This is a genomic window from Anatilimnocola aquadivae (assembly GCF_049819085.1).
Taxonomy (GTDB): Bacteria; Planctomycetota; Planctomycetia; order Pirellulales; family Pirellulaceae; genus Anatilimnocola.
Window position 1 is genome coordinate 3,575,434 of sequence record NZ_CP187419.1, and the last position, 22,871, is coordinate 3,598,304.

The 22,871-nt window shown below is 57.3% G+C and carries 16 protein-coding genes; 8 read left to right on the top strand and 8 right to left on the bottom strand.

Features of this window, described 5'->3' with window-relative positions; all coding sequences use genetic code 11:
- The first annotated feature begins 6 nt into the window (after window positions 1-6).
- Window positions 7-297, top strand: coding sequence for a hypothetical protein (locus NA78x_RS14535; RefSeq protein ID WP_425619169.1), 291 nt, complete (start codon window positions 7-9; stop codon window positions 295-297).
- Window positions 285-569, top strand: coding sequence for an ISAzo13-like element transposase-related protein (locus NA78x_RS14540; protein WP_425619170.1), 285 nt, complete (start codon window positions 285-287; stop codon window positions 567-569). Before NA78x_RS14535 ends, NA78x_RS14540 begins: the two co-directional genes overlap by 13 nt.
- On the opposite strand, the gene NA78x_RS14545 is transcribed toward NA78x_RS14540, so the two are convergent.
- On the bottom strand, window positions 533-1,681 hold the full coding sequence (locus tag NA78x_RS14545; protein ID WP_425619171.1) for a tyrosine-type recombinase/integrase: 1,149 nt from the start codon (window positions 1,679-1,681) through the stop codon (window positions 533-535). The genes NA78x_RS14540 and NA78x_RS14545 overlap by 37 nt on opposite strands.
- A complete protein-coding gene (locus tag NA78x_RS14550; RefSeq protein ID WP_425619172.1) occupies window positions 1,678-2,865 on the bottom strand; it encodes a tyrosine-type recombinase/integrase in 1,188 nt (395 codons plus the stop codon). The genes NA78x_RS14545 and NA78x_RS14550 overlap by 4 nt, the downstream gene beginning before the upstream one ends.
- 131 nt (window positions 2,866-2,996) lie before the next feature.
- Between NA78x_RS14550 and NA78x_RS14555 the strand changes: the two genes are divergently transcribed.
- Complete coding sequence (locus NA78x_RS14555; protein ID WP_425619173.1) at window positions 2,997-4,568, top strand: sulfatase family protein; 1,572 nt, start codon at window positions 2,997-2,999, stop codon at window positions 4,566-4,568.
- Between the two features lie 516 nt (window positions 4,569-5,084).
- Here the strand turns inward: NA78x_RS14555 and NA78x_RS14560 are convergent.
- Window positions 5,085-6,554, bottom strand: coding sequence for an FAD-binding oxidoreductase (locus NA78x_RS14560; RefSeq protein WP_425619174.1), 1,470 nt, complete (start codon window positions 6,552-6,554; stop codon window positions 5,085-5,087).
- A 390-nt stretch (window positions 6,555-6,944) separates the two neighbouring features.
- Here NA78x_RS14560 and NA78x_RS14565 point away from each other — a divergent pair, with 390 nt between their 5' ends.
- Window positions 6,945-8,117 carry a hypothetical protein gene (locus tag NA78x_RS14565; RefSeq protein WP_425619175.1) on the top strand — a complete coding sequence of 391 codons (1,173 nt, stop codon included), beginning with the start codon at window positions 6,945-6,947 and terminating at the stop codon, window positions 8,115-8,117.
- Between the two features lie 5 nt (window positions 8,118-8,122).
- Here the strand turns inward: NA78x_RS14565 and NA78x_RS14570 are convergent, their stop codons facing one another.
- A complete protein-coding gene (locus tag NA78x_RS14570) occupies window positions 8,123-9,223 on the bottom strand; it encodes an integrase core domain-containing protein (protein ID WP_425619176.1) in 1,101 nt (366 codons plus the stop codon).
- A gap of 713 nt (window positions 9,224-9,936) precedes the next feature.
- Between NA78x_RS14570 and NA78x_RS14575 the strand changes: the two genes are divergently transcribed.
- Window positions 9,937-14,559 (top strand): WD40 repeat domain-containing serine/threonine protein kinase, encoded by a 4,623-nt coding sequence (locus NA78x_RS14575; RefSeq protein ID WP_425619177.1) that lies wholly within the window; start codon window positions 9,937-9,939, stop codon window positions 14,557-14,559.
- Between the two features lie 104 nt (window positions 14,560-14,663).
- Here the strand turns inward: NA78x_RS14575 and NA78x_RS14580 are convergent, their stop codons facing one another.
- A complete protein-coding gene (locus NA78x_RS14580) occupies window positions 14,664-15,059 on the bottom strand; it encodes a hypothetical protein (protein WP_425619178.1) in 396 nt (131 codons plus the stop codon).
- 105 nt (window positions 15,060-15,164) lie between these two features.
- Window positions 15,165-16,145 carry a DUF1559 domain-containing protein gene (locus tag NA78x_RS14585; RefSeq protein ID WP_425619179.1) on the bottom strand — a complete coding sequence of 327 codons (981 nt, stop codon included), beginning with the start codon at window positions 16,143-16,145 and terminating at the stop codon, window positions 15,165-15,167.
- A gap of 386 nt (window positions 16,146-16,531) precedes the next feature.
- Between NA78x_RS14585 and NA78x_RS14590 the strand changes: the two genes are divergently transcribed.
- A complete protein-coding gene (locus NA78x_RS14590; RefSeq protein WP_425619180.1) occupies window positions 16,532-17,635 on the top strand; it encodes an HD domain-containing protein in 1,104 nt (367 codons plus the stop codon).
- A gap of 136 nt (window positions 17,636-17,771) precedes the next feature.
- On the opposite strand, the gene yidD is transcribed toward NA78x_RS14590, so the two are convergent.
- Window positions 17,772-18,011, bottom strand: coding sequence for a membrane protein insertion efficiency factor YidD (gene yidD / locus NA78x_RS14595; RefSeq protein ID WP_425619181.1), 240 nt, complete (start codon window positions 18,009-18,011; stop codon window positions 17,772-17,774).
- Window positions 18,008-18,406: a ribonuclease P protein component gene (gene rnpA, locus NA78x_RS14600; protein WP_425619182.1), complete on the bottom strand. Its 399-nt coding sequence runs from the start codon at window positions 18,404-18,406 to the stop codon at window positions 18,008-18,010. Before rnpA ends, yidD begins: the two co-directional genes overlap by 4 nt.
- A gap of 108 nt (window positions 18,407-18,514) precedes the next feature.
- Here rnpA and NA78x_RS14605 point away from each other — a divergent pair, with 108 nt between their 5' ends.
- The gene (locus NA78x_RS14605; RefSeq protein WP_425619183.1) at window positions 18,515-19,006 is read left to right on the top strand and encodes a hypothetical protein; all 492 of its coding nucleotides are present in this window, start codon (window positions 18,515-18,517) and stop codon (window positions 19,004-19,006) included.
- A gap of 322 nt (window positions 19,007-19,328) precedes the next feature.
- Entirely contained in the window at window positions 19,329-22,871 is a 3,543-nt protein-coding gene (locus NA78x_RS14610; protein ID WP_425619184.1) for a PQQ-binding-like beta-propeller repeat protein, read from the top strand.

Here is a 22,871-nt window from a genome sequence, read left to right on the forward strand (position 1 = left end):
TCAACGATGAAGGTTTATCGGGCAACGGTCGAGCGGCAGATGGTGAAGGTGTATGGGGCGTTATCCGAGAAGGATCGGCGACGCTACGCGGCGGTCGAAGCGGTGAAGCTCGGGCATGGCGGTGTGCAGTACATCGCCGATTTGTTTGGTTGCGATCCCGACACGATTCGCCACGGCGCGGAGGACATCGAGCAGTTGCCGGAGGACGAAGCTGCGGGACGCGTTCGCAAAAAAGGGGAGGCCGAAAGCCAGCTAGCGTTGCGCAACCGGAAATCATTCCTGCAGTGGAGGCCCTGATCGAGCGCGACACGGCTGGTTCGCCCGTCGACGAAAACATTCGCTGGACGAACCGCTCGGTTCCGGAACTCGCGGAGGAGTTGCAAGAGCAGGGCTTTGAGATTGGTCCCGATGCATTGCGGCGGATCTTGTTCGCCGAGCTTGGTCTCTCGCGGCGACAGGCGTACAAGGACGAAGCGGCGTGTGAGTTTGAACATCGCGAACCGGCGACACATGATTTTCAGTCCACTGCTCTTCAGCTGCCAATGGCCGCCCACAGGGGGTCTTGGTAGTGCTTACCCCATTCCCGACCGTAGTGCGCAAACGCCACTTGCGGCGTGTTGCCCATCAGCTCAGCCAGCGTTTCGATGGTGCAACCTAAGCCATTGTTCCAGTACCCGGAGAGCAACCTGTGGGCGAAGGTATGGCGGCAGGTGTAACAAGAATAGCCTTTGCGAATCGGATCGGTGTCCCAGCTCAGGGCCTTCCTCATCTTCGAAAACCTCGCTCTGCCCGTCACCTTCTTCCATGCCCTTCCCTGCGGATTGGGGAACAATGGGGCATCCTTTGAGGCGGCACTCAGTCTCCGCATCACCAACTTCGCAACTTCCGATCGGACTGGAATCTTGCGAACCTTCTTTGTCTTTGTCGAATAAACCCGCCAAAGCATGCCGCCTGATTGCAGCTCCACGTCGCAAACTCGAAGTTTCGCTAGTTCGCAAAAGGGCCTGAGGCCAGTGTGAATTGCAGCAAACAGAAAATCCCGAAATGGCTTGTCAGCAACTGAGTAAAGGGCCGTCTCGTCTTGAGGGCTAAGGGATTGGAGGCGCGGCCGCGGTGGTGGCTTGGGAAATCCACGTAACGGGTTTGCCACTCTATAGTTTTCACCAGCAAATTCGAACGCAGCCAATACGGCCGTGATCGCGTTTCGCTTGGTCACTGGAGACCGCCAGTTAGGATGAGCTTCGAGCCAGTGCTCAAGATGCCCTTTTTGGAGTTGCTCAAGCGGTAAAGCGCCGCAATAACTCGCTAGATCGTTCAGCGTCCGGCGGATGTTATCTACGCCTTCTGCTCCCAGATGCTTGCCCTTTACTCTTGTCTCGCAATACTGGACGTAATCGGAGCAAACCGTGGCGACGAGCACAGCTGGTTTCGATTTAACCGCTTCCGCGGGCGATGGTTTCCAATCCGCTCGCGATTTCAATCTAGCCAGTGCCAGTTCTGCAGCCTGCTTGTTCGACTTGCCCTTGATTCGTTTGCCCGAGGAATCCAGTAACGATACCCGGCGTTTCGTGCCAGGTGGCGTAAAGTACCACGCATCCGTTTGCTGCCAATGCCAGGCCGATCCAGGTGCCCGTCGCCGTGGTTGACTCGTTTGGGGAGTAATTAACTTTTTCGCCCTCATGCCCGCACCTTCTTGCCGGCCTTAGGCCCCTTTGGCTTAGCGATTTTCTGCGACTTCGGCTGTTCGCCAATCGCGGCCCATAGCGGTGCCTGATAATGCTGTCCCCATTCGCGACCGTAGTGGTCGAAGGCAACCTTCGGAGTATCCCCGATTAGTTCAGCAACTGTCTCGATCGAACAGCCGACGCCGTTCGTCCAATAGCCGGAAAGCATGCGATGCACGAAGGTGTGACGGCAGCTATAGCACGTGTACTTTCCTCGCACAGGATCGCCGTACCAGCCCAGCTTTTTTCGCAGATTCAAAAAGCGAACGACGCCGGCAGTTCGTTGCCAAGGATTCCCCTTAGTGTTCCGAAAAAGCGGCAGGCCGGAGCCGGCAGGTGCATCCTTGATCAGCTGCTGGACCAGTTTGGCGACCTCAGGCCGCACGGGAATCTTCCGAGTCTTTTTCGTTTTGCTGGAGTAGACTCGCCACATCATGCCCCTTGGCGTCTGTTCGACGTGTTCTGCCTTCACTTTGGCAAGTTCGCAAAAGGGCCTGAGGCCCGTGTGCAACGCGGCAAACAGGAAGTTGCGAAACTGCGGTTCGAGGTTCGCGTAAATGATCTGCTCGTCAGCCGGGCTGATCGACTGCAGGCGAGGTTTTGGCGTCGGCTTCTTGAGGCCCTTCAGCGGATTGGCGACCCCAAACATTTCTTCAGCCCGATTAAAGGCTGCCAGAACTACGGACAACACGCCTCGATGCGTTTCCGTACTGCGCCAAGACGAGTGCGTTTCAATCCAGCTAGTGATGTGCCCTTTCTTGAGCTGCGAAAGAGGCAAGGCGCCGCAGTGTGCGCAAAGGTCGTTGAGCCACGACTTCGTACTGCGTAAGTGCCCGGCCGTGGTAGTCCCTTTGGGAACTCCCCGTTCACAATACTGGATGTAGTCGGAGCAGACGCGGGCAACGATCCATTCCGCTTCGGGAGTGAAGCCTGGGCCGTTATCTGCGATCCCCACCTTGATCTTGGCCAAAGCCTGTTCGGCTGCGAGTTTCTTGGCCAAGCCTTTGATCCGCTCGCCCTGCTCGTCGAACAGAGCCATTCGCTTCTTTGTGCCAGGCAACGTGTAGTACCAAGCATCCGTCTGCTTCCAGTGCCAGACGGAACCATGCTGCTGTCGCCGCACCTTTCGCTTTCGCCCCATAGTCTGTCCTTCCTTTCTGCTTGATTGACCGCAGGTTCTTCGGCCGCGATATTGATCGCTGGTCGAAGACGTCGCCCGAGAGCCGCCTGTGCGGCTGCGGATATCACTTACCCGGTTCCACTCGATACTTTATGCGTTTACTACACAGATTAGCTACACTGATCATTGCCGCCGCCGCCACTGATGCGGCATTTTCCGCGGAAAAGGCCGACGAATCTACGAAAACTGGCCGTGTACCTAATATAGTGCTTATACTTGCAGACGATCTCGGATATGGGGACCTCGGCTGTTACAACCGCGACTCGAAGATTCCGACGCCGCATTTGGACGGCTTGGCGGCGTCCGGCATGCGATTCACCGACTCTCATTCGCCAAGTTCCGTCTGTTCTCCGACTCGATACGCTTTGTTAACGGGTCGTTACGCCTGGCGAACTCGGCTGCAGCGCGGAGTGTTGGGTCCATGGAGTCGGCCCTTGATCGCGCCCGAGCAACTGACGATTGCTACCCTGCTCAGGCAGCACGGCTACGCGACGGGCTGCATCGGCAAATGGCATCTCGGCTGGGAATGGCCCACCAAAGACGGTAAGCCGCCGAGTAACGGGGCGGATAATCTCAGCAACGTCGATTTCACCAAACCAATCGCGAACGGCCCGACTACACGCGGGTTTGATTTCTATTATGGTACCGATGTTCCGAACTATGCACCGTTTTGTTTCATCGAGAACAATCGCACGGTCGGCAACCCTACGGTTCCGTTCGGCCCACAGAAAGGGCCATCTCTGCCGGGCTGGGATTGGGTGAACGTGCTGCCGGAATTGACTAAACAGGCGATCCGTTTCGTCGAGGAGCGCGCGAAAGCCAATCAACCGTTCTTTCTCTATTTCCCACTGACATCGCCCCACTACCCGGTCGTTCCGGCGCCGGAGTTCAAGGGAAAAAGCGGAGCCGGGGACTTTGGTGACTTCGTGTTTCAATCTGATTGGACAGTGGGGCAATTGCTCGGCGCGTTGCAGCGTGCGGGTGTCGCCGATAACACGTTGGTCGTTTTCACCAGCGACAACGGGCCGGAGATCAGCAACGAAGTTCATCCAGGAGCGTATGATCGCATCCAGAAATACGGCCACGCCAGCATGGGGACATTACGTGGAGCAAAACGGGATGTTTGGGAGGGTGGACATCGAATCCCCTTTCTCGCCCGTTGGCCGGGAAAGATCAAGCCTGGTTCAAGCTGTGCTGAAACAATCTGCCATGTCGATTTGATGGCGACCCTCGCCGCGCTGCTGGATGTGCAATTGCCTGATGCCGCGGGTGTGGACAGTTACAATCTGCTGCCTACATTTCTGGGGCAGAGGCTGACGAAGCCGATTCGCGAAGCGACCGTGCATCACTCCTTTTCCGGTAAGTTTGCAATTCGCAAAGGCGACTGGGTGCTGATCGTCGCAACAACCGGCGACGACAACGGCAAGCTGGGTGAACCCGATTGGTTAAAGAATGCACGTGGCTACGCACCGCACAATCAAATGACAGAACTCTTTGATCTGCGCGAAGACTTGTCAGAACGGGATAACGTCGCAGCCGAACACCCGGAAGTGGTGACAGAAATGATGGAGCTATTGCGCAAATACATTGCCGAAGGTCGAAGCACGCCAGGGGAAAAGCAGAGCAACGATGTCCCGGTGAGTTTCGACAAATCCAAGCGTTGAGAACATCTCGACCATTCAACGAGCTCCTGCCGCGGTCGAAAGGAGTGCTAGTCGACCTCGGCGATCTTGGCCGTTTAGGTCACAAAGATAACGGCAGGGGAACGATGGTCCGTTGGTCGGCTTGCAAGAGGTGACAACCTCCCCCCGGGCCGCCGCGGACCGCCGCAGCTTAAGAAATAGCCGAGGTAGGCATTAGCGGCCACCTTAAAAGCAAGGCGATCCTTCGCGTGTCACAAAACCACGGACGCAACCGTATGGTAGTCGTGACCGATGACGTGCCCTCCAGAGTCGGTGGGCATCAATGCGGTGAAAGCCACTGTCGACTCCAATGCCATCACGGCCGCAAGCCATCAGCTAAGGAAACAGTGTTGGCGATGAACGATTAAGATCGACAAACTGCTGCGCAATCACTATTTGCGGAAATCGCCACTCTTGGCGAGCGCGTTCCCTGCAGCTTTCGAGAACCTTCAACCAGCAGTATTCCCACCTCTACTACGAATGGTTGGCGTACCGGCCCTAAGATCGAGACGGCGCGATGTTGGCGTTCCTGCGGAAGAAATTGGTCGGGTCGTATTGGTTCTTTAGTGCGAGCAACCGATCGTAGTTGGGTCCGAACAGAGAGCGCGAGCCTGCTTTGGTCTCGTAGGTCTGATAGTTAGCGTAGATACGCTCGTCGGACGTCGGACGCAGCAAACGCAACCATTCTTCTCCCCAAGCAAGTCGTTGCTCGTTCGTCTTGGGGTCACTCCAGGTGAAGGCAGCGCGGAGATGCACAGAGTGGGCCGCTCGATGCGGAAACGCGGTCGCGTCCGGCTTCACGCGACAGACTTCACCGTGCATGTAATGGCTCAGGCCCAAGATCACATCCGGTGACGCTTTCGCGAGTTGATCGACGATGATGTCGATGATGTCCTCGGTGATCCGGTCACGGTACACCGTCTGTATATCGCGAAATGTGGGTGAGGGACCTCGGCCGGAATTCGTGGCCGCCGCCTTTTCGGCGAGGTCTGCAAATGGCTGACGTCGCACGGCTTCTTTGATTGGCTTGGCGATTGACCGGATCTTGCGCAAGAGTTGTTCCGTTTCCGTCTCCTCACCTGAATGACAAAGACTGAGAAAGATTCCCCGTTCTCCTGGCGTGAGATTCAGCGTTGCCTGGAACCCATCAGGCGCTTCGTGCATGAGATCGCGAAACCCACGCAGCACAGTTCGGGCGTCGCTAACGGCGAAATGGATATCGCCGCCGAACACTTGGTCGATTGACTGTAAGCGGGCCTCGAAGGAAGTCGTGACACCAAAGTTGGCACCTGCGCCGCGCATTCCCCAGAAAAGGTCGGGATGGGTCTCGACATTCACCTCTAAGGTCCGCGTATCTGCAGTGACGAGACGCGTCGAAAGCAGGTTATCGCAGCTGGCGCCAAACAGCCCCGAGAGCCAGCCGAGTCCGCCACCCAGCGTGACGCCAGTGGCACCGACGCCCGGGCATTGCCCCAAGACGGGCACAAGTCCGTGCTCGCCGGCAGCTCGGGCGACCTCCCCGCTGGTGACGCCAGCCTGCGCCCGGACGATGCGTCGCTCTGGATCGACCGAAATTCGCTTAAGAGGAGAGAGATCAATGACCAGTCCGTTCGAGCTACCCCAGGCCAGATGGCTATGGCCGCCCGAGCGGACCGCCACTTCAAGGCTGAATTCTCGCGCGAATTCAACGGCCCGCACGGCATCCTCTTCATCACCACACTGAACAATTCCCACAGGCTTCTGTTCGGTTTTCGGGTTCCAATAAAACACTCGTCGGGCAGTCTCATACGCTGCATCGCTGGCCAAGACGAGCCGACCCTTCAGCTTCGCTTGCAGTCGCGCGAGTGCAGCGGGATTAATCTCAGGAGGGCCTGCAGCACCGGTCAATCCGCCAATCGCTGCACACCCCAGTCCACCGCCGAGAGCGGCGGTTTGCTGGATAAAGTCGCGCCGTGTGAAAGTGTTCATGCAAATCGATTCCCGTCATTTGCAGGTATTTGCGCTGCCAGCCTCGCAAGCTGGAACTCGCGATCAGCCCGCTGCATTTGGCGCGCTTCACGAGCTGATTGCAAGGCTTCCCCAGGCTGAAGACGTTGTGCGAACGATCGCAATGGCCAACGAGTGCTAGAAGGCGCCTTTCGCCCACAGATGTTCAACTCACCCCCCCAACGGCTTTGGTCGATAGGCTGCTTCACGATCGACTCGGAAAAGAACTAAAATTGCAGCGGCAAATTTCTCGCAGGCACTGAGGTTATAAGCCGAATGAACGTCTCATCATCGGAAGTTGCGCTGTCCCGGGAGGAGCTATACAACAGAGTTTGGGCCACTCCGATGCAAAAGCTGGCAGTCGAATTCGGGATGTCAGATGTCGGCCTCGCAAAGGTTTGCAAGAAGCACAAGATCCCCCGCCCTTCCCGAGGTTACTGGGCAAAACTGGAGAACGGGAAGCAAGTCTTGCGCTGGCCGTTGCCGCCGCTCAAAGATCAATCGCTCGGGAAGATCCAACTGCGCCAAGCACCTAAACCAGTTAAGTCGCCGGATGTGTGCATTGCGAACGATCCCGCGATCGCAGAGTTGATCGCATACGAGCTGCTGCCAGAGAATCGGATCGAGTGCGTCACGGATCTGCGCGGAGCGGACCCGCTGGTTACCGCAACTCGTGAATCGCTATCACACCGAGATCCGGACGAGTATGGCCGTGTCTCGCGACGCTATGATTTTGCGGCAGCCTGCTTCGAGGTCGGCGTTTCGAAGGGAAACATCCAGCGAGCGCTACTGCTTCTCCAAAGTCTTGTGAAGGCGTTCAAGTCCCGAGGTTACGAGCTGTTAGCTGTTGGCACGAAACAGAAAGACGCCAAAGTCCGCGTGCTCGATCGAGAATTTCGCATTTCTGTTTGGGAGCCTTCGAATCGGAGAACACGCGAGCTCACCAAGCAGGAAAAGCTCGAGGCTGAACGGTGGCGTTGGAGCAGGCCACGGGATTACGAACACGTCCCCAGCGGAATTCTGGAAGTACATCTCGATCGCGACTCGTACTATTCGACAGGCAAAATTGCCGACACGAAGAAGGCCCGAGTCGAAGATCGTCTGAATGAGCTTGTAGTGGACATGCTACAGGCTGTCGACGCGCAGCGGCAGCAAGCGGAGCGGGAACGTCTTGAGGCAATCGCAAAAGAGAAACGACGACGAAAAGCGCTCGAGTTAGAGATTGTGCGGCGGACGGAATCCGTACGTGAAGAGCGTTTGCACAAGGTTGTGCCGCGTTGGCACAAATCCGAACAGATCAAGCAGTACATTGCTGCCGTCCGCCAAGAGGCCTTGCGCCGTACCGGCCAGATCGACGACGAAAGCGAGCTCGGTCGCTGGCTCCGCTGGGCGGAGAGCTACTTGGATTCCATCGACCCGCTCGCCGAGAACCGGGCACTTCCGACATTTTCACTGACGGATAAAGAGCTTGAGCAGCTCACGCGGGAGTGCGAAGTCGATTGGGTATCCTATTCGGAATCATTCCGGCCGCGACAACCCCGCTGAGCAATCTATGGTTGCCAAATTAGGTGGTTCAACGCCGCTTTCCGCCAGTAGCTCTTCAGCAAGCCGCCGAGTCTTTCTACAGAACGAATCTCACTTATGGGAATCGACTCACTTGATTTGGCCGACTCACGATCCCTTGGCTTAATCACCAGCTCGTTGCCGATTCCCTGATGCGGTCTCTCCTGATGGTAATATTTTAGATACTCCGTACACACGTGATCCATGTGCTTCTCGCCGAAGATCACGAACCGATCGAGACACTCTTGCTGGATCGACTGCACAAACCGTTCGACGAAGGCGTTCGTGTTGGGGGCGCGGAAGGCACCGACCTTCACTTTCACCTTCTTTCGCTTCAGCACTTGGTCGAAGCTTTTCGTGAACTTCGAGTCCCGGTCACGCTGCAGAATCGCCGGCTTCATGCCCTGTTGATTTGCCAGCTTCACAAACGATTCCGCCTGCGCCTGGACCCATTTCTCATCGGGATGAAAGGTTGCGGGCGACAGAATCACGCGGCGGGAAGCGACGTGGATGTAAGCCATCACAAACACCTCGCGAATCCCCTTCATCGTCAGGATCCGCTTCGAAAAGAAGTCGCACTGCCACAGCGAAACGGCGTGCTGCTTCAGGAAGTCATCCCAGGTTCCCTCACCACGCCGCGGACCTGGTTCGTAGCCTGCAGCCTTGAGAATGTTCTTCACGGTGTTCCGGCTGGGTGGTTTGATGCCGAGCTTTTTCAACTCGCCCATGATGCGGGTGTAGCCCCACTGGTTCTCCTTGGCCATCAGCAAAGTGAGCTGGCGAATCTGCTCGGGCGTGTTCGGGCGGCCACGCTTTCGTTTCTGCGGTTTCGGCTTCTTCTCGGCCCGGATCCAACCCAGGAGGGTCTCGGGGGCAACGATCGTGGTCAGTTGACGAAGCACCTTGCCGCCCAGCTTCTGGGCGAACTTGATCAAGCGAACACGTTCCTTCGGCGTGCAGACGATTCTCTGGGGCAGCCTGGAACGGAGGATCTGGTTCTCTACCTTCAGGTACTTCACCTGGCGGGCCAGTTCCTTCTGTGTGGCGCCGGCGATCACGAGCAGCAGGGACTGAAAGATGTTGACCATCGAATTACACTGGATTTCAGGCAGTGAATGAGGGGAGTGCGTTCTTTTTTGCACCCCGGGGCACCATCGGCCATCTGAAACGTACTTCGATTTCCATTGATGGGTCGGTTGGGATTCTGGCCTCGTCAGCAACTCATGAGAAAGTCGCAAGCAAACAGAGAGCGCGCAGAGAGCGCCAGAAATTCTCTGGTCTGTTAACCGGTTCGCCCCCAATGTTAGTAAAGCGTTGGGTTCGTTAATGACACCGAACCGGACTCGAAATCAGCAAGTGCTGTGTTCAAAGCCACTTACGCAAATTGAAAAACAGAGAACTTGTTCGAAGAGGGTTGTGCACGGGGAGCTGATTTTTTCGTTGCGAAACTGGCCGCCAAGCTGGTTTATGCCCATCGCCGGGAGCCAAAATCTCTCGGCGTTTTTGCTTTCTTGCCAGGGGTTTACTTCCCACCGAGGCCACCGGTCGAAGGTGGACTATCCAAGTGTTGCGCGCCGCCAGAATCGAGCGGAGTGACTCATGGTTATCCCAAATCATCAGGAGAGCTATATCAGACTGGAGTAGTTCGAACAGATTCGACGCATGAACGACGAGAACTGCCGAGGCTCTGAAAAACGGGGCTATTGCAAACGGATTTGAAGGCGGCAAAGACACGAGGGGCGCCTTCAGCGAAAATTCTCGCCCCCTCCCTATGCGGTTGCCCGTAGCTTACGATTCGGTCATGAATCCGGCTGATAAAGATCCAGAGACGGACGATGCGACGGCCCATTGGCAGCCCTCGCCTCAAGATCTATTTCCCACTACCAATCTCAACGAAATCGCCGCGAAACCGCCAACAATAGGCGAAAACAGCAACGCGTCGCACGAGACCCAAGCGCCGCTATCCGGCGACACGAGCCCGCCGCAAATTGCGCCGAATTACATCCCAACAAGCGGAGGGCAGGCGGACGGAATTACGTTGCCTGTTGTGCCTGGGTACGAAGTACTTGCCCGCATTGCGCAGGGTGGAATGGGGATTGTCTATCGCGCCCGCGATCTTACGCTGCAGCGACACGTGGCGATCAAGGTGCCGCGTCCTGGCTTTATCAATTCGCAGGAAGATAAGCAACGCTTTTTGCTCGAGGCAAAGTCTGCTGCCCGGCTGCGACATCCGAATATCTGTCCAATCTATGAGGTCCGCGAGATTGCTGGCCAACCGTACATTGTCATGGCCTTCATCGAGGGCCAAACACTGAAGGATTGGGGCCGCCAGCAAGAGGTGGGCCCGCGGTTCATCGCTGAGTTCATGGCGACGTTGGCTTCAGCGGTGCAATACGCGCATGCTCAAGGCGTGTTGCATCGCGACTTGAAGCCGGCCAACGTCATGGTTGATTCGCAAAACAATCAGCCTTTGCTGATGGACTTTGGTTTGGCAAAGGAATTGGGACAGGAAAGCGGGCTGACGATTTCCGGAGAAGTAATGGGTACACCGGCGTACATGGCGCCGGAACAGGCCGCGGGAAAGACCGATGTGATCGGCCCAGCCAGCGACGTTTATGCGCTGGGTGTGATTCTGTATGAATTGCTGAGCGGTTCGCCGCCGTTCCGCGGATCCATTGTCGAGATTCTGGTTAAGGTTCAAACTGAAGAACCACCCTCCTTGCGAACTTTAAATCGGCAACTTCATCCCGATTTGGAGATCATTTGTCAGAAGGCGATGGCCAAGGCTCCGGCTGATCGATACAGTTCGGCAGGAGATTTCGCTGCCGACTTGCGCCGGTTCGCTCAAGGCGAGTTGATCGTCGCGCGTCGCCAACCTTGGCATCGTCGGCTGGCTCGGGTTGTTGCCAAGAATCGTATGGTGGCGGTCCTTGGCGGACTGTTGCTCGTGGTTCTGTTGGCCATGATGTTTGCCACCCCGTGGCTCAGCTCTCAGCTGCGCAGTTCGCAGATCTCCGCCGAACTCCAGGCGAAACTAGAGAAAGCTGAATGGAGTCAGCTGGATTTTGCCGATGCGCAGCGGCTACTGGAAAGGTTACAGGCGGAGTCGCCCGCGAAGGCCGAAACGAGCCGGCGCTCGCTGATTCGGCATGTTAACGATTGGATCGATCGACGAGCGAGCCGCGGCAGATTGGAAGAATCGGACCTGACCGAGATCGAGGGACAGATTCATCTCCTGCAAAAGCTCGATGCGAAGCTCGCCGACAAGCAACTCGCAGCACTCGATGCCCGCCGCGGCCTTTGGAAACGAATTGCAACGCTGGAAGTGCCCTTTGCGAATGCCGATGCACTGCTGCCTGGTATTCGCAAAAGGGACGACGGCCTCGCATTGCTCGGCGCTCCGACCCTCGCCGACTCGATTGCCAATGCTTCGGCACTATTTCTCACGCCGGAGTCAAGCTCTGGAAACTTCGAGTTGAAGGGAACGATCCTGCTGCCGCCGGAAAGCTCAGCATCCTTCGTCGTCGCGGCCACCGAACAGCACCGGTCCATTGTTACCGCCCTGGCCGCCTCACCCAATGGCGAGTATTTCGTTTCGGCCGATGCGATTGGGAATTTGCGCCTGTACGTATCCGCATCGGGCAAAAAGGTCGCTGACCTGCCGAGACATCGAGCTGCAGTAGGTGGCGTAGCGTTTTCTGCCGATGGCAAGTGGTTGTCCTCCGCCGCGATGGATGGCGAGGTTCATCTGATTGATATGGCAACGCGAAAAGTTGCACAGACTTTTGCCATCGAAGTACCGCCGCCTCATTTCGATTACTCTTCCGCGTTCTTCGCACCGCCCGTCGCCTTCTCGGCTGATAGCCATCAATTGATGGCGGGTAGCGGCAATGGAAAAACGAACGGCGAGATTCGTCGTTGGCGATTGCCCGATGGTACCGCACTGCCACCCCTGAAAACCGCTCTTCCGACTGGCTGGGTAATGCAGCTCACAGCCAGTGCCGATCCTCCGCGATTGGCTGCAGCAACTTGGGACAATCGGCTGCAATTGTGGGATCTAAGCACTGAGAAGCCAATCTTCGACACTCCCTTGTTGGCCCCCGATCAAACGACGCGGTTGACGGCTCTGGCAATTCATCCGGCTGGCAATGTGCTGGCGTCGACCGTAGCGGGAGTAATTCATCTGGTCAATGAAAAGGGGAATCTGTTTGCCAAATTGGAGGCGTATCAGAGCGGTTCGTACGCACTCGCTTTTGATCCCAAGGGGAAAATTCTGGCGGCTGGTTATGAATCGGGAACCGTAGTGCTATGGGATCACGAACTGCGACAAATCGTGAAAACGCTGCCAGATAACCGCCGTCGCTGCGAGTCGTTGATTTTTGATCCGCACAACAATTGGCTGATTGGAGGAGTTGAGCAAGGGACGATTCATCGCTGGGATCTTGCGACTGGCGAGGAGCGTTATGCGATTGATGGCTCGGGCTATCGGTTTAGTGTCGAGCGTTCTCGTGAAGGGCGTGTGAGTCTGCGAATCAGTCGGAGTGAGCTTGCATTGCGCGAGCAAGTGATTGATCTGAGCCCGGGTCCCTTCGAGTTTACCGCTCGACGCGAGGGCGACCGTCTCGAGTTGCAAATAAACCGCCTGCCGCAGTTCATTTTTCTCGACTACTTTCCGCCGAAACCTTTGTCGATTGGCCGCTGGGGTGTCGGGCTCCAATCGGGCGCGGAACTGCAAAAGTTGATCGTGCGGCAATCGAATGAAGTCAAATCTGCGAACGCTTTGGAGCAAGCCAACGCCAAACTAGCTGCCGGCGAGTTCGAAGCTGCAATTGAAATGTTCGACCAACAAGCGGTGGGCGCAGGCGAGGATCGTGCCTCGCAACGAAGCACGAACGAAGCGCAACTCAAGAGCGCCATCGGTCTGCTCCGCCTCAACCGGCGCAGCGAAGCTGTTGATCGCTTGCGGGCTATGAGTGGCAGCGATGCCAGTGATCCTGCCGTTGCGATGGCTCGCTTCATGTTGTGGGATGCATTGATCGCACTCAACGATCGCACCGGTGCCGATCAGCTGTTCGCTTCCCTGCGGATTGATCAAACGGGGAACCAGATTGCCGAAGTGATTCCGATCGAAATGCGCAAGCGGATTCTGACCGCGTATTCTGATCCGGTCATGCGCCGCACGGGGCAATTGCAGCCCGGCATGATCAGCAAACTGCAAACCTCGATTGAAATGGCCGACTTCCTGAAACTGCCTGCTTACAGCTTCACAAACTGGCGCGTGAATCATCTCGCTGCGCTTCGCCTGAATGGTCAACACGCGGAGGCGGAGCTTGTATCGCAGCAACTGATCGAGTTGCTGGAAACGGAAGGACTCAAGGGCGACATTCGACAAAGAACCCCGGGCGAGCAGGTTAGTTTCATGCGGATGTATGGCAGCATTGCCCGGGCTCGCAAGGAGCCGCAACGCCCCGAGTCGCTATTGAAGGTCCTGCTCTTCAATCCTCAGACGAATGAGTTGTTGCCAGACATCGCTGGCGAGCGTCTAGCGTTACTGCTCGAACTTGCTCAGGTCGAAGCGTCTCGGGAAAATTGGCAACTGACCGTCGACCATTTAGCTCCCTTGCTAGGCGAAGACGCAAAAGCGAGCCTGTCGCGCGATGCGATGGGCGAAGCAGCGCTGCTGCGTGGATTGGCCTACGACAAGCTGGGCCAACAAGAAGCCGCGGTCGCGGCTTGGAAGAACCATCCTTTTCCTTTCTTGGATGACGTGGAGAAGGTCTATTCTCTGAATACTTCGGAAGTCATGCAGTACTGGATGCTTCGCTCACTGGCTGGCGATCTGGGCGATCCGGAGGCGCAGGTGTTGGCGGCTGGAATGCGTATGCGTCTCGCGGCTTCGGGTGGAAATGTAAATAAAGTTTTTGAGTTGGTGCCGATCAGTAGCACGGTCCTGAACAATGCCTGGCGGACGCGTTACGGTCGCGAGGCCGCCGAGGCGATTGCTTGCGGCAACTGTCTGCCCATGGAGATTAGCGCGCATGTAATTCAGGTTGGCGCACATTCACTACTCTGCAACGGAGCCTTCGGCGATAGTCCATCGGCCGAGCAGGAAGAGGTCGTCAAGCAACTGATACAAGACGGCTTCCGCGCCTACGGAAACGACGAATTGTCGTTCATCAGCATTTCGCAAGTTGGGTTAGGCTGGAAGGGAGTACCACCGGTATTTGGCACATGGAAGACATTGTTTGGCCAACTGCCAGTAGCAACTCGCTCGCGCGGTGCCTACGTTCTCGGTTGCCGATTCGCACGGCGTGGTAAGCCTGCAGAAGCTCGAGCGCTATGGCAGCTTGCCCAGGAACTTGCACCTGACGATATGAAGCTGAACGAGCTCATCACAGCAGAATTGAAAATGCTGCCACTCTAGCCCAAAGCTGCGGGAATTAGACGATGCTGCAGGGCTTGGCCCGCTGAAACAGCAGACGGTTCAGCGGGTAGTGATACTGGCATGAGTGTAGTGCAGGATCGCACCTACTTCATCGCCTTGACCTCGAAGTTCACGTCCTTTTGTTCGGTCGCTTCCACGGTGTGAGAAAGCGTCGACTTGGCGTTGAACTCTTTGGCGACGATCTGCTGCGGTGGGCCAGTTCCCATCACGGGGTCGGGAGCACCAGGGCGTGAGGAAGTGATCCGGACCGTCTTCTTGCCCGGCTGCACTTTCGCCTTGTACTCGCCGTTGACAATCGGAGCCGACGACGGTGATACACCTTGATCCAACGATTCGAACAGGACATCGCCGGTTTCCAGCGGGGCTCCGTCCATCGTCACTTTGCCACTGACTTCGGTCGTCTTGGGGCCAGCACCGCCGGTGCAACCGGCGAGCAAGAGCAGGGCCAGGCAAAGGGCGCTGCGAACTACGTTCTTCATGATGTCTCCAGGCTGCGGACTATTTACGCCAGCGCGGGCTGGCGTAAAGGGTGAGGATTTCCGAGAAACGCTGGCACCTTAAAACTGTGCCTCGTTTTCCTGGACTTAGTTTTCGGTAATCGGTTCCTGGCCAGCGCGAGTGCTCATGGCCTTCCAAACCACCAGATTGATATTGTTCGCCACGAACTTGACCGAGCCATCGCCCATGCCCACGGTCACACCAGCTGGGTGCGCACTGCGGGCCAGGTTGAACGAATCGGCCTGGGAACCGGAAGCTTTGCAGGGAGCTCGCGGTACGTTGACGCAGTAACCCTGGGGATTGTCTCCCAAGGTCAGGTCGTTGGGAGTCGAGATGGTGCAAAACACCGTGCTGACGTGAATTGCATTCCAAATGCGACCGCGAATGTCGTGGGTGCCGGTCTTGTCGGGCTGCACGAGCAGTTCGCTGAAGAAGATGGTGTTGGAGGTGCCGTCGGTAATGCCTGCCAGATTCATCTTCGATGCGCCAAAGAATACACCGTCCATAATGGTTGAATCACGGCCACCTGGGGTGGACGCTGGGCAGCAATAGGTGCTGCCGGTGCAGGCAGCGTAGTTGCCGTGAACGCCTTGGCCTTGCGATTGATCGTTTGTCTTGGGCGACTGACCATCGCTGGGGCAGCACATGGTCTTCAAGATCGCCTTCGCAAACGGTTGGGTGATCGTGTGGCCGGTCGGAGCCTGCAGGTAAGTGGCCAGTTGGTCATACAGCGGCTTTTGTTCCATGAACGGCAGAAGGTTGCCTACCCAGCAACTACGGTTAGCATCGGGGCCGCCCGAAAAGCCGCCACCAAAGCCGTAGGGAACCGCCGGGGGCAGGGCATTCAACGTGTCGTGATAATTGTGAGCTGCAATGCCCAACTGCTTCACATTGTTGGTGCACGACATGCGGCGGGCAGCTTCGCGAGCTGCTTGCACCGCTGGCAGAAGCAGGGCCACCAGCACACCGATAATGGCAATCACCACGAGCAATTCGACCAGCGTAAAGCCGGGGCGAAGCGACCGGGAGCGATCGTTACGAACAGAGTTTGGAGAGGAGTAATTCATGTAGGCTCCAGAATGGCACGACAAGTGGCCTATAAGGGAAGATGAGACAACTTAAAGCCGGTTTGTAGATATTCTCGGTTCGCGAGTCAAACAAAATCTGACGCAAAAACGTCAAATTTCTGCGAATGGGAAGATAGTTTCCATTCGGGTGGTTAATACCACTCGCCATTTTGGCAGCTGACAAGGCTAATACTTAAACATTCCGTTTTGCTCCAAGTTTCGCGAACGGAAAAGAAGACGCCATTCAGGTGGTAACGGCCCGCAAGATTATTTCGGTGTGGTAAGTATTTTTGGCGACAAGGGCCTCTTGCGACTATAATAGGAGCGGCAGAACACTCTGCATTAGCAAAACTCGACTAGAGCCGTCCGAAATGCGGCTCCTCAACATGCAACGATCGAAGCTGCGAAGGCAAATCACCTTCGAAGCGGCCCGCCTGATGTACTCGCGGGAAGAGTCGGAATACTTCCGCGCCAAACAAAAAGCCGCTCATCGGCTTTGCCAAGGCTGGGTCAAACCGGCCGATCTACCCAGCAACGCCGAGATTCGCGACGAAGTTCAGGCCTTGGCCCGTTTGCACGAAGGTGACAAGCGGACTGACAACCTGCGCGAGATGCGAATTGAAGCCCTGCGGATGATGCGTCTGCTGGCCAGGTTTCGGCCGCGACTCATCGGCAGCGTGCTCACCGGGCATGTGCGGGCAGGGTCCGATATCGACCTGCACCTGTTCAGCGATAGCATCGAGAGCGTGACGTATCTGCTCGACGAGCAAGGGTTGATCTACGACCTGGAACGCAAGCGGGTGCGCAAGCACGACGAAGAGCGAATCTTCACGCACATTCACGTGCAAGATCGCTTTCCCTTTGAGCTAACGATCTACGCGGCCGACAAGGCTCACTTCGTCTTTAAAAGTTCGATCACGGGCCAGGCGATTGAGCGGACCAGCATCGCGGAACTCGAACAATTCCTCGAGCGCGAATATCCCGCAATGGATGTGAACGCCGAGGTCGAATCGTCGGCCGATCGCCCCGATCGTTTTCAGGTTTATCAAAGCCTGCTGCTGCCGCTGGAGAATGTGAAGCAGAACCTGAAGTATCATCCCGAAGGGGAGGCGCTTTATCACAGTTTGCAGGTGTTCGATCACATGCGCGATGAGCGGCCTTATGACGAAGAACTGCTGCTCGCCGCGCTGTTGCACGACGTGGGTAAGGCCATTGATCCTCACAACCATGTTGTGGCCGGACTCGAAGCGCTGGACAGCTTCATCACGCCGCGCACACGCTGGCTGATCGAGCATCACATGCTGGGCCAGCAAGCGCTCGACGGCACCCTCGGCGCGCGGGCGATGCGCCGGTTGAAAGAGCACGAAGACTACGACGACCTGCTGACATTGGCTCAGTGCGATCGCGCGGGACGTCAGCCCGGCGCGGTTGCGCCGGAACTCGACGAAGCGCTCGATTACATTCGTGAACTGGGCGCTACGTTTGGCTAGTGAGCCGAGTTCAAGATTTAAGGTTTCAAGTTTAAGGTCAGGACTGAAATCGATTTCCTGGCCCTCCGACTTCCGACCTCTGTTTTCTGACTCGCCGCGGGCAAGACCTCTGACTGCCGATCCCCGACCTACGTCACTACGGTGGATCTTCGCCGCCTTGGCAAAACGGATTGCAACGACAAATGCGCCAAAGCCCTTTGAGCGAACCACGCACGGGGCCGTATTTTTTGACGGCCCCGATGTAGTAATGGCTGCACGTTGGTTGAAAGCGACATTGCCGGCCGAAGATCGGGCTCAAGATCAGCTGATAGAGCCGCACGCAGCCAATGAGAACTGCAGAGAGAGCATCACGAAGTAGCCGGCCGAGTGTGTTCATGGCTGGCCTTCTGGCCGATCCTTATCGACCGGTTTGGTCACTGGCATCTTCAGCTTTTTAGCCAGGCGCGCGACGAGCGCCGGTAGCGATTGTTGAATGGCCGGGCTGTCGGCCTGGGCTCCTTTTTGTGGTCTCACCACCAGGTCGATGCCGCTCGGCATTTGTTCGCGGTTCAGGCGAAAGGCTTCGCGAATCGAGCGTTTCCAGTAATTTCGTTGCGGCGAGTTGCCCGACTTTTTTGAGACGCTCAGGCCTAATCGCGACCAGCCGAGATCATTCGGGCAGCCATGGATAATCAAATGGTCGTCGGCCGCATAGGCTCGCGAAGCGAAGACACGATCGAACTCAGCCTGTTTGCGCAGGTGCAGGGTTTTCGGAAAGTGCTGATCGGTCATGAGATGGCGCGGAGAATAATGACTTGGCGGTGCCGAATACAGGATAAGATGAGAGTCTGTAGATGGCGAGGGAGTGCGGACGAGCAATTCTAATCGAGGCAACGATGTATGGACGATTATCAGCGAACCGGTGGAAATGGTGCGGCCGTGGCAATCATTGTCGTGTTCGGTATTGTCGTCTTTCTCGGCGGCGTGTTTGTGCTAGGTGCTGGTGCTCTGTTCTTTGTGAGGTCTAGTGCGCCGATGTCGCTGCCGACCGCCACTGCCAACGCGGTTTCGACTCCACCGGTAGCAACCAAGCCGGGTCCTGTCGGCGAGAACTTGGACCTGTCCGATGCGAGTTCAACCCCGAAACTGCCCCTCGAATTGAACTCCCAGGACGAGATCCTGTTGAATGGCGAGGTCAAGTCGCTCGAGGAACTGAAGACGGTTCTCAAGGCGATGAAAAATGGCAACACGCAGCAAACTGAGATTAAGATCAAGTTCTCGGGAAGTTCGCCAGCCAAGACCGCGGAAATGATGGCGCTGCTCAAAGAGGCCTGCGTCTTTTTTGAAGTGGATCCCACGGGGGATGTTCCGGCAGATGCCGCCATGCCGTAGTAATGTCGATTTGCAGAGTCGGCGTGGCCGAACCGTCCCCCGAATCTTTTTCTCCGTTGCTGCCTTGGTTCACAGGTTGAATTAGAATCGAGGTGGCGCGATACTATCTCATCTAGGCGACTGTCGCTTTCTGCGACATGCGCGTCGCGCCTGTCGGCCCAGTGGACCGAGCACAGCTTCCCTTCCTTATGAATGGTTTGCTGCTCGGGTCATCACGGCGCGCTTCCGGGACGGAATCCGCCGAACTGAAGCGAATAGTTGCAGACTCAACGAAGAGCCGGAAAAACGCAGTGAAGCGGGAGCAGCGTGACCGATGTCGGCAGTGAAATTATTGGACCTCGCAGAAGAACAGGGCTTACTCGAGCCTCAGGTCATTCAGACGCTGCGTAAACAAATACAAAGTCGCGGCAACATCACGGCCGAGTTGATTGCCAAAACGCTCATCGACAAAAAACTCCTCACCGCTTTTCAAGCTAAAAAGCTGCTGGCGTCGGCCGTCGAAGCCAAGCCTGCCGAAACGCTGCTGGACCTGACGATCGATGAGCCATTGGATTCCCCACCGGCCGCCGAAGAAGACGACGTGGTGATGCTCGAAGCAGTCGAACCGGAGCAGCCTGTCCCTGCAAAGCCGCAACCGCCCGCTCCCAAGACCAAGGCTCCGAAGCCGCAGCCCAAAGCCGAAGCACCCAAGCCCACACGCCCCGCACCAGCAAGTCCACCGGTCGAAGCGCCGCTGGTCGACTTAATGCCGCTCGATGGGCTGTCGCCGATCTCAGGCCCGGGCGCCGATCCATTCGGTGCGCCGTCTTCGCTGGGCGGCATGGACGACCTGCTTGCTCCGCTGCCCGGCAGCGCGGGAGGTGATCCATTCGCCTCGCAGTCACCGCCCAGCCCTCTCGGCGAACAACCGCCGGCCGCTAAGCCTGGCCTGCAGAAAAAGGTCCGCTCGGCCAATGTCTGGGACTCGCCGCTGCTGCTCCTCGGCGGTGGCGCATTGATGATTATGGTCGTCGCGTTTTTCATTCTCTACTTTGCCTTGACCAGCGGCAGCGCTTCCGAAGTTTTCACCAAGGCCGAAGAGGAGTACCGCGGCAGCAACTACGCCGCCGCGATCTCGGCCTTCGATCAGTACCTCGAAAAGTATCCCAAAGACAAGGATGTGAGTCGCGCCAAAGTCTTGCGCGGCATGGCCCAGATTCGGCAGGTTAGCTCCAACGCCGCGAAGGATCCTCGTTCGGCGCTCAAGGTTGCCAGCGAAGTGCTGCCTGTCATCAAGCAAGAGCCGACCTTCGCCGACTCGCGCGACGAACTCGCGAGCATTTTGCCGGAGATCGCCGATGGCTTCGCCGAGCAAGCCAAGACCACCGACCAGATGAATCGCAAGGTCGAACTGACCAAGCTGGCCGACGAGTCGATGATGCTCGTCAACAACACCGAGTATCTGCCTGCCGCGCAGCGCAAGAATCTCGAAGCACGCATTGCCGGAATCATCGACAAGTTGAACATGGCGCGCCGCAGCATCGATCAAGACAAAGATCTGCAAACAGCCATCGGCAACATCACGACGCTGGTCGGCGAAGGCAAAACCGCGGAAAGCTACACAGTTCGAACAGAACTCGTGCGCAAGTACCCGGGCTTAGAACCTCATCCGCAATTGATCGAAACCACTCTCGCCATCAGCGAGCGGGAACGGCAAGCAGTGCGCATGTCAGAAACAGCGATTGCCCCCGCCACAGACGACCCTCGCCCTGCTTCTCAACGAATTGTGGTCGCTACGCGCACCGTGGGCACTGCACCTGCTCCCAATAGCCGACCTGTGTTTGTAACCATCGAAGGAGCCGTGTACGGGCTCGATCTGGCCAGTGGCAAGGTGCTTTGGCGACGATACGTGGGGCACGAAACCCAAGTGTCGCCAGCCACGTTGGGCCGCGAAGCTACGGCCGACGTGCTGATTGCCGATGCTCGCACACTCGAACTGTATCGACTGGAAGCAGCTACCGGCAAAGTGCGCTGGCGAATTGCGATTGGCGAACCGTTCTATCAGCCGACGATTGCCGACGGCAAGCTGCTCGTCGCTACCGCTTCAGGCAAATTGCTGGAAATTCAAACCGAAACCGGTGCCTCCGATCGACGCATCGTGTTGCCGCAAAAGCTTAACGTGCCACCCGCCCAAGACGCTAAGAGTGGCGGCTTTTATCAAGTCGGCGAGCACTCCACAGTCTTCGCGCTGAACGATTCACTCGCCTGCACCGAGACGTTTTATCTGGGCCACAAAACTGGTTCGATCCTCGTCCCCCCGATCCTGGCTGTCGATCACCTGCTGGTTGTCGAAAGTCCCGCTGACGATTATTCGTTGCTGCATGTATTGGCCCGCGATGAGGCCACCAAAAAGCTACGCGAAGTCCATCGACCGTTCCGGTTGAAGGGACGCGTGGTCACACCGATGGGCGTTGCTGGCCGGCGAGTCACGGTAGTGACCGATCTGGGCGAGGTGAACGCCTTTGAAGTCGATCCTGCGATTAAAGATCAGCCTGTTCAGCCGGTGGGCAAGATCGAAGCGAGCGAACCGGTACCCACGCTGCTGTATCAAGCCACCGATGGCGGCCGGTTGTGGCTCGCCGGCAGACGCCTGACGCTGTATGAGTTGCAGGTGTCACTACAACAACTAGGGCGGAAATGGTCGCTCCATCAAGACGACGCCTTTTTGGCTTCGCCGCAAATCTTCGGCGAGACTCTGCTGCATGTACGTCGTCGCCCCAACTCGCCGGCGGTGCTGGTCGAAGCTTGTCAGGCAACGGACGGCAAGACCATGTGGCTCACTCAACTTGCGGTTCCGCTTGTTGGTTTAGCGGCAGACATCGAGCGCCGTCAGTTCGTCACCTTCACCAGCCAAGGTCGCGTCTTCGAGATTCCCGCCGAAGCCCTCACCACCGGCTACTACGATCAACCAGCCTTCACGCCCCCTTCCGGCACAGGCCAACTAACCCTTCGTGATGCGCGACAACTGCCTGATGGGCGGCTGTTGTCGCTCGGCAAAGGTGGCACTTCCTATGCATTGTTCTACGACCTCGCCGCCAACAGCGATCGTTCGCGTTTGATTGACTTGGGGCCGACAGCCAAGGATGTGGCTACACAAACGGTCACCTTCAAGCAAAATGTCGTGCTACCGCTGGGTAGTGGCCGAGTCGAGTTACTCGACCCCACCACGACGAAACCCGCCTCGTCGCCGTTTCAACCGCCGCTCAAGCCCGGTGCCAGAATCGCGTGGAACGAACCGACTGTCATCGGCAGCGACCGCGCGGTCGCAGTGGGCGATGGCAAGCAGACGGTCTATCGATTGGCACTCAAAGAAGGGGGCCAGCCTGCCTTGGCGAAAGAAGCCGAGGGACGTGTGGAAGGAACGCTGATCTCGCCGATCGCCAGCGCTGGAGATTTTGTCTATGCCGTGGTGCGCGAAGGGAGCGGCGATGCGTTGCAGATTTTCCAAGCGGGCAATCTGGCCGCTGGGGCAAAGCTGCCGCTCGGTGGCCGCTGGAAAGCCGGCCCCGTGGCTGTGGGCGACAAGATCTTCATCGAGTTGCAAGAACGCAAGCTGATCTGTTTCGAACAAGATCGGCAAGCGTGGCAGATCGACTTGTCTCGCGGCCCCCTTTCGGCCACGCCGCAACCCATCGAAAACGATTTGCTGCTGCTGCATGCAGCGGGGACGATCGTGCGTATCGATCCCGCGACGGGCAAAGAGATCTCCACCGTCGAAGTGGGCGAACCGCTGGGCGAGGTCGTCACGCTGTTTGGTCCGCGGCTGCTTGTCGGTGGACGCGATGGCGTGATTCACGTGGCCGCTCAACCTCAGGCGAAACCGTAG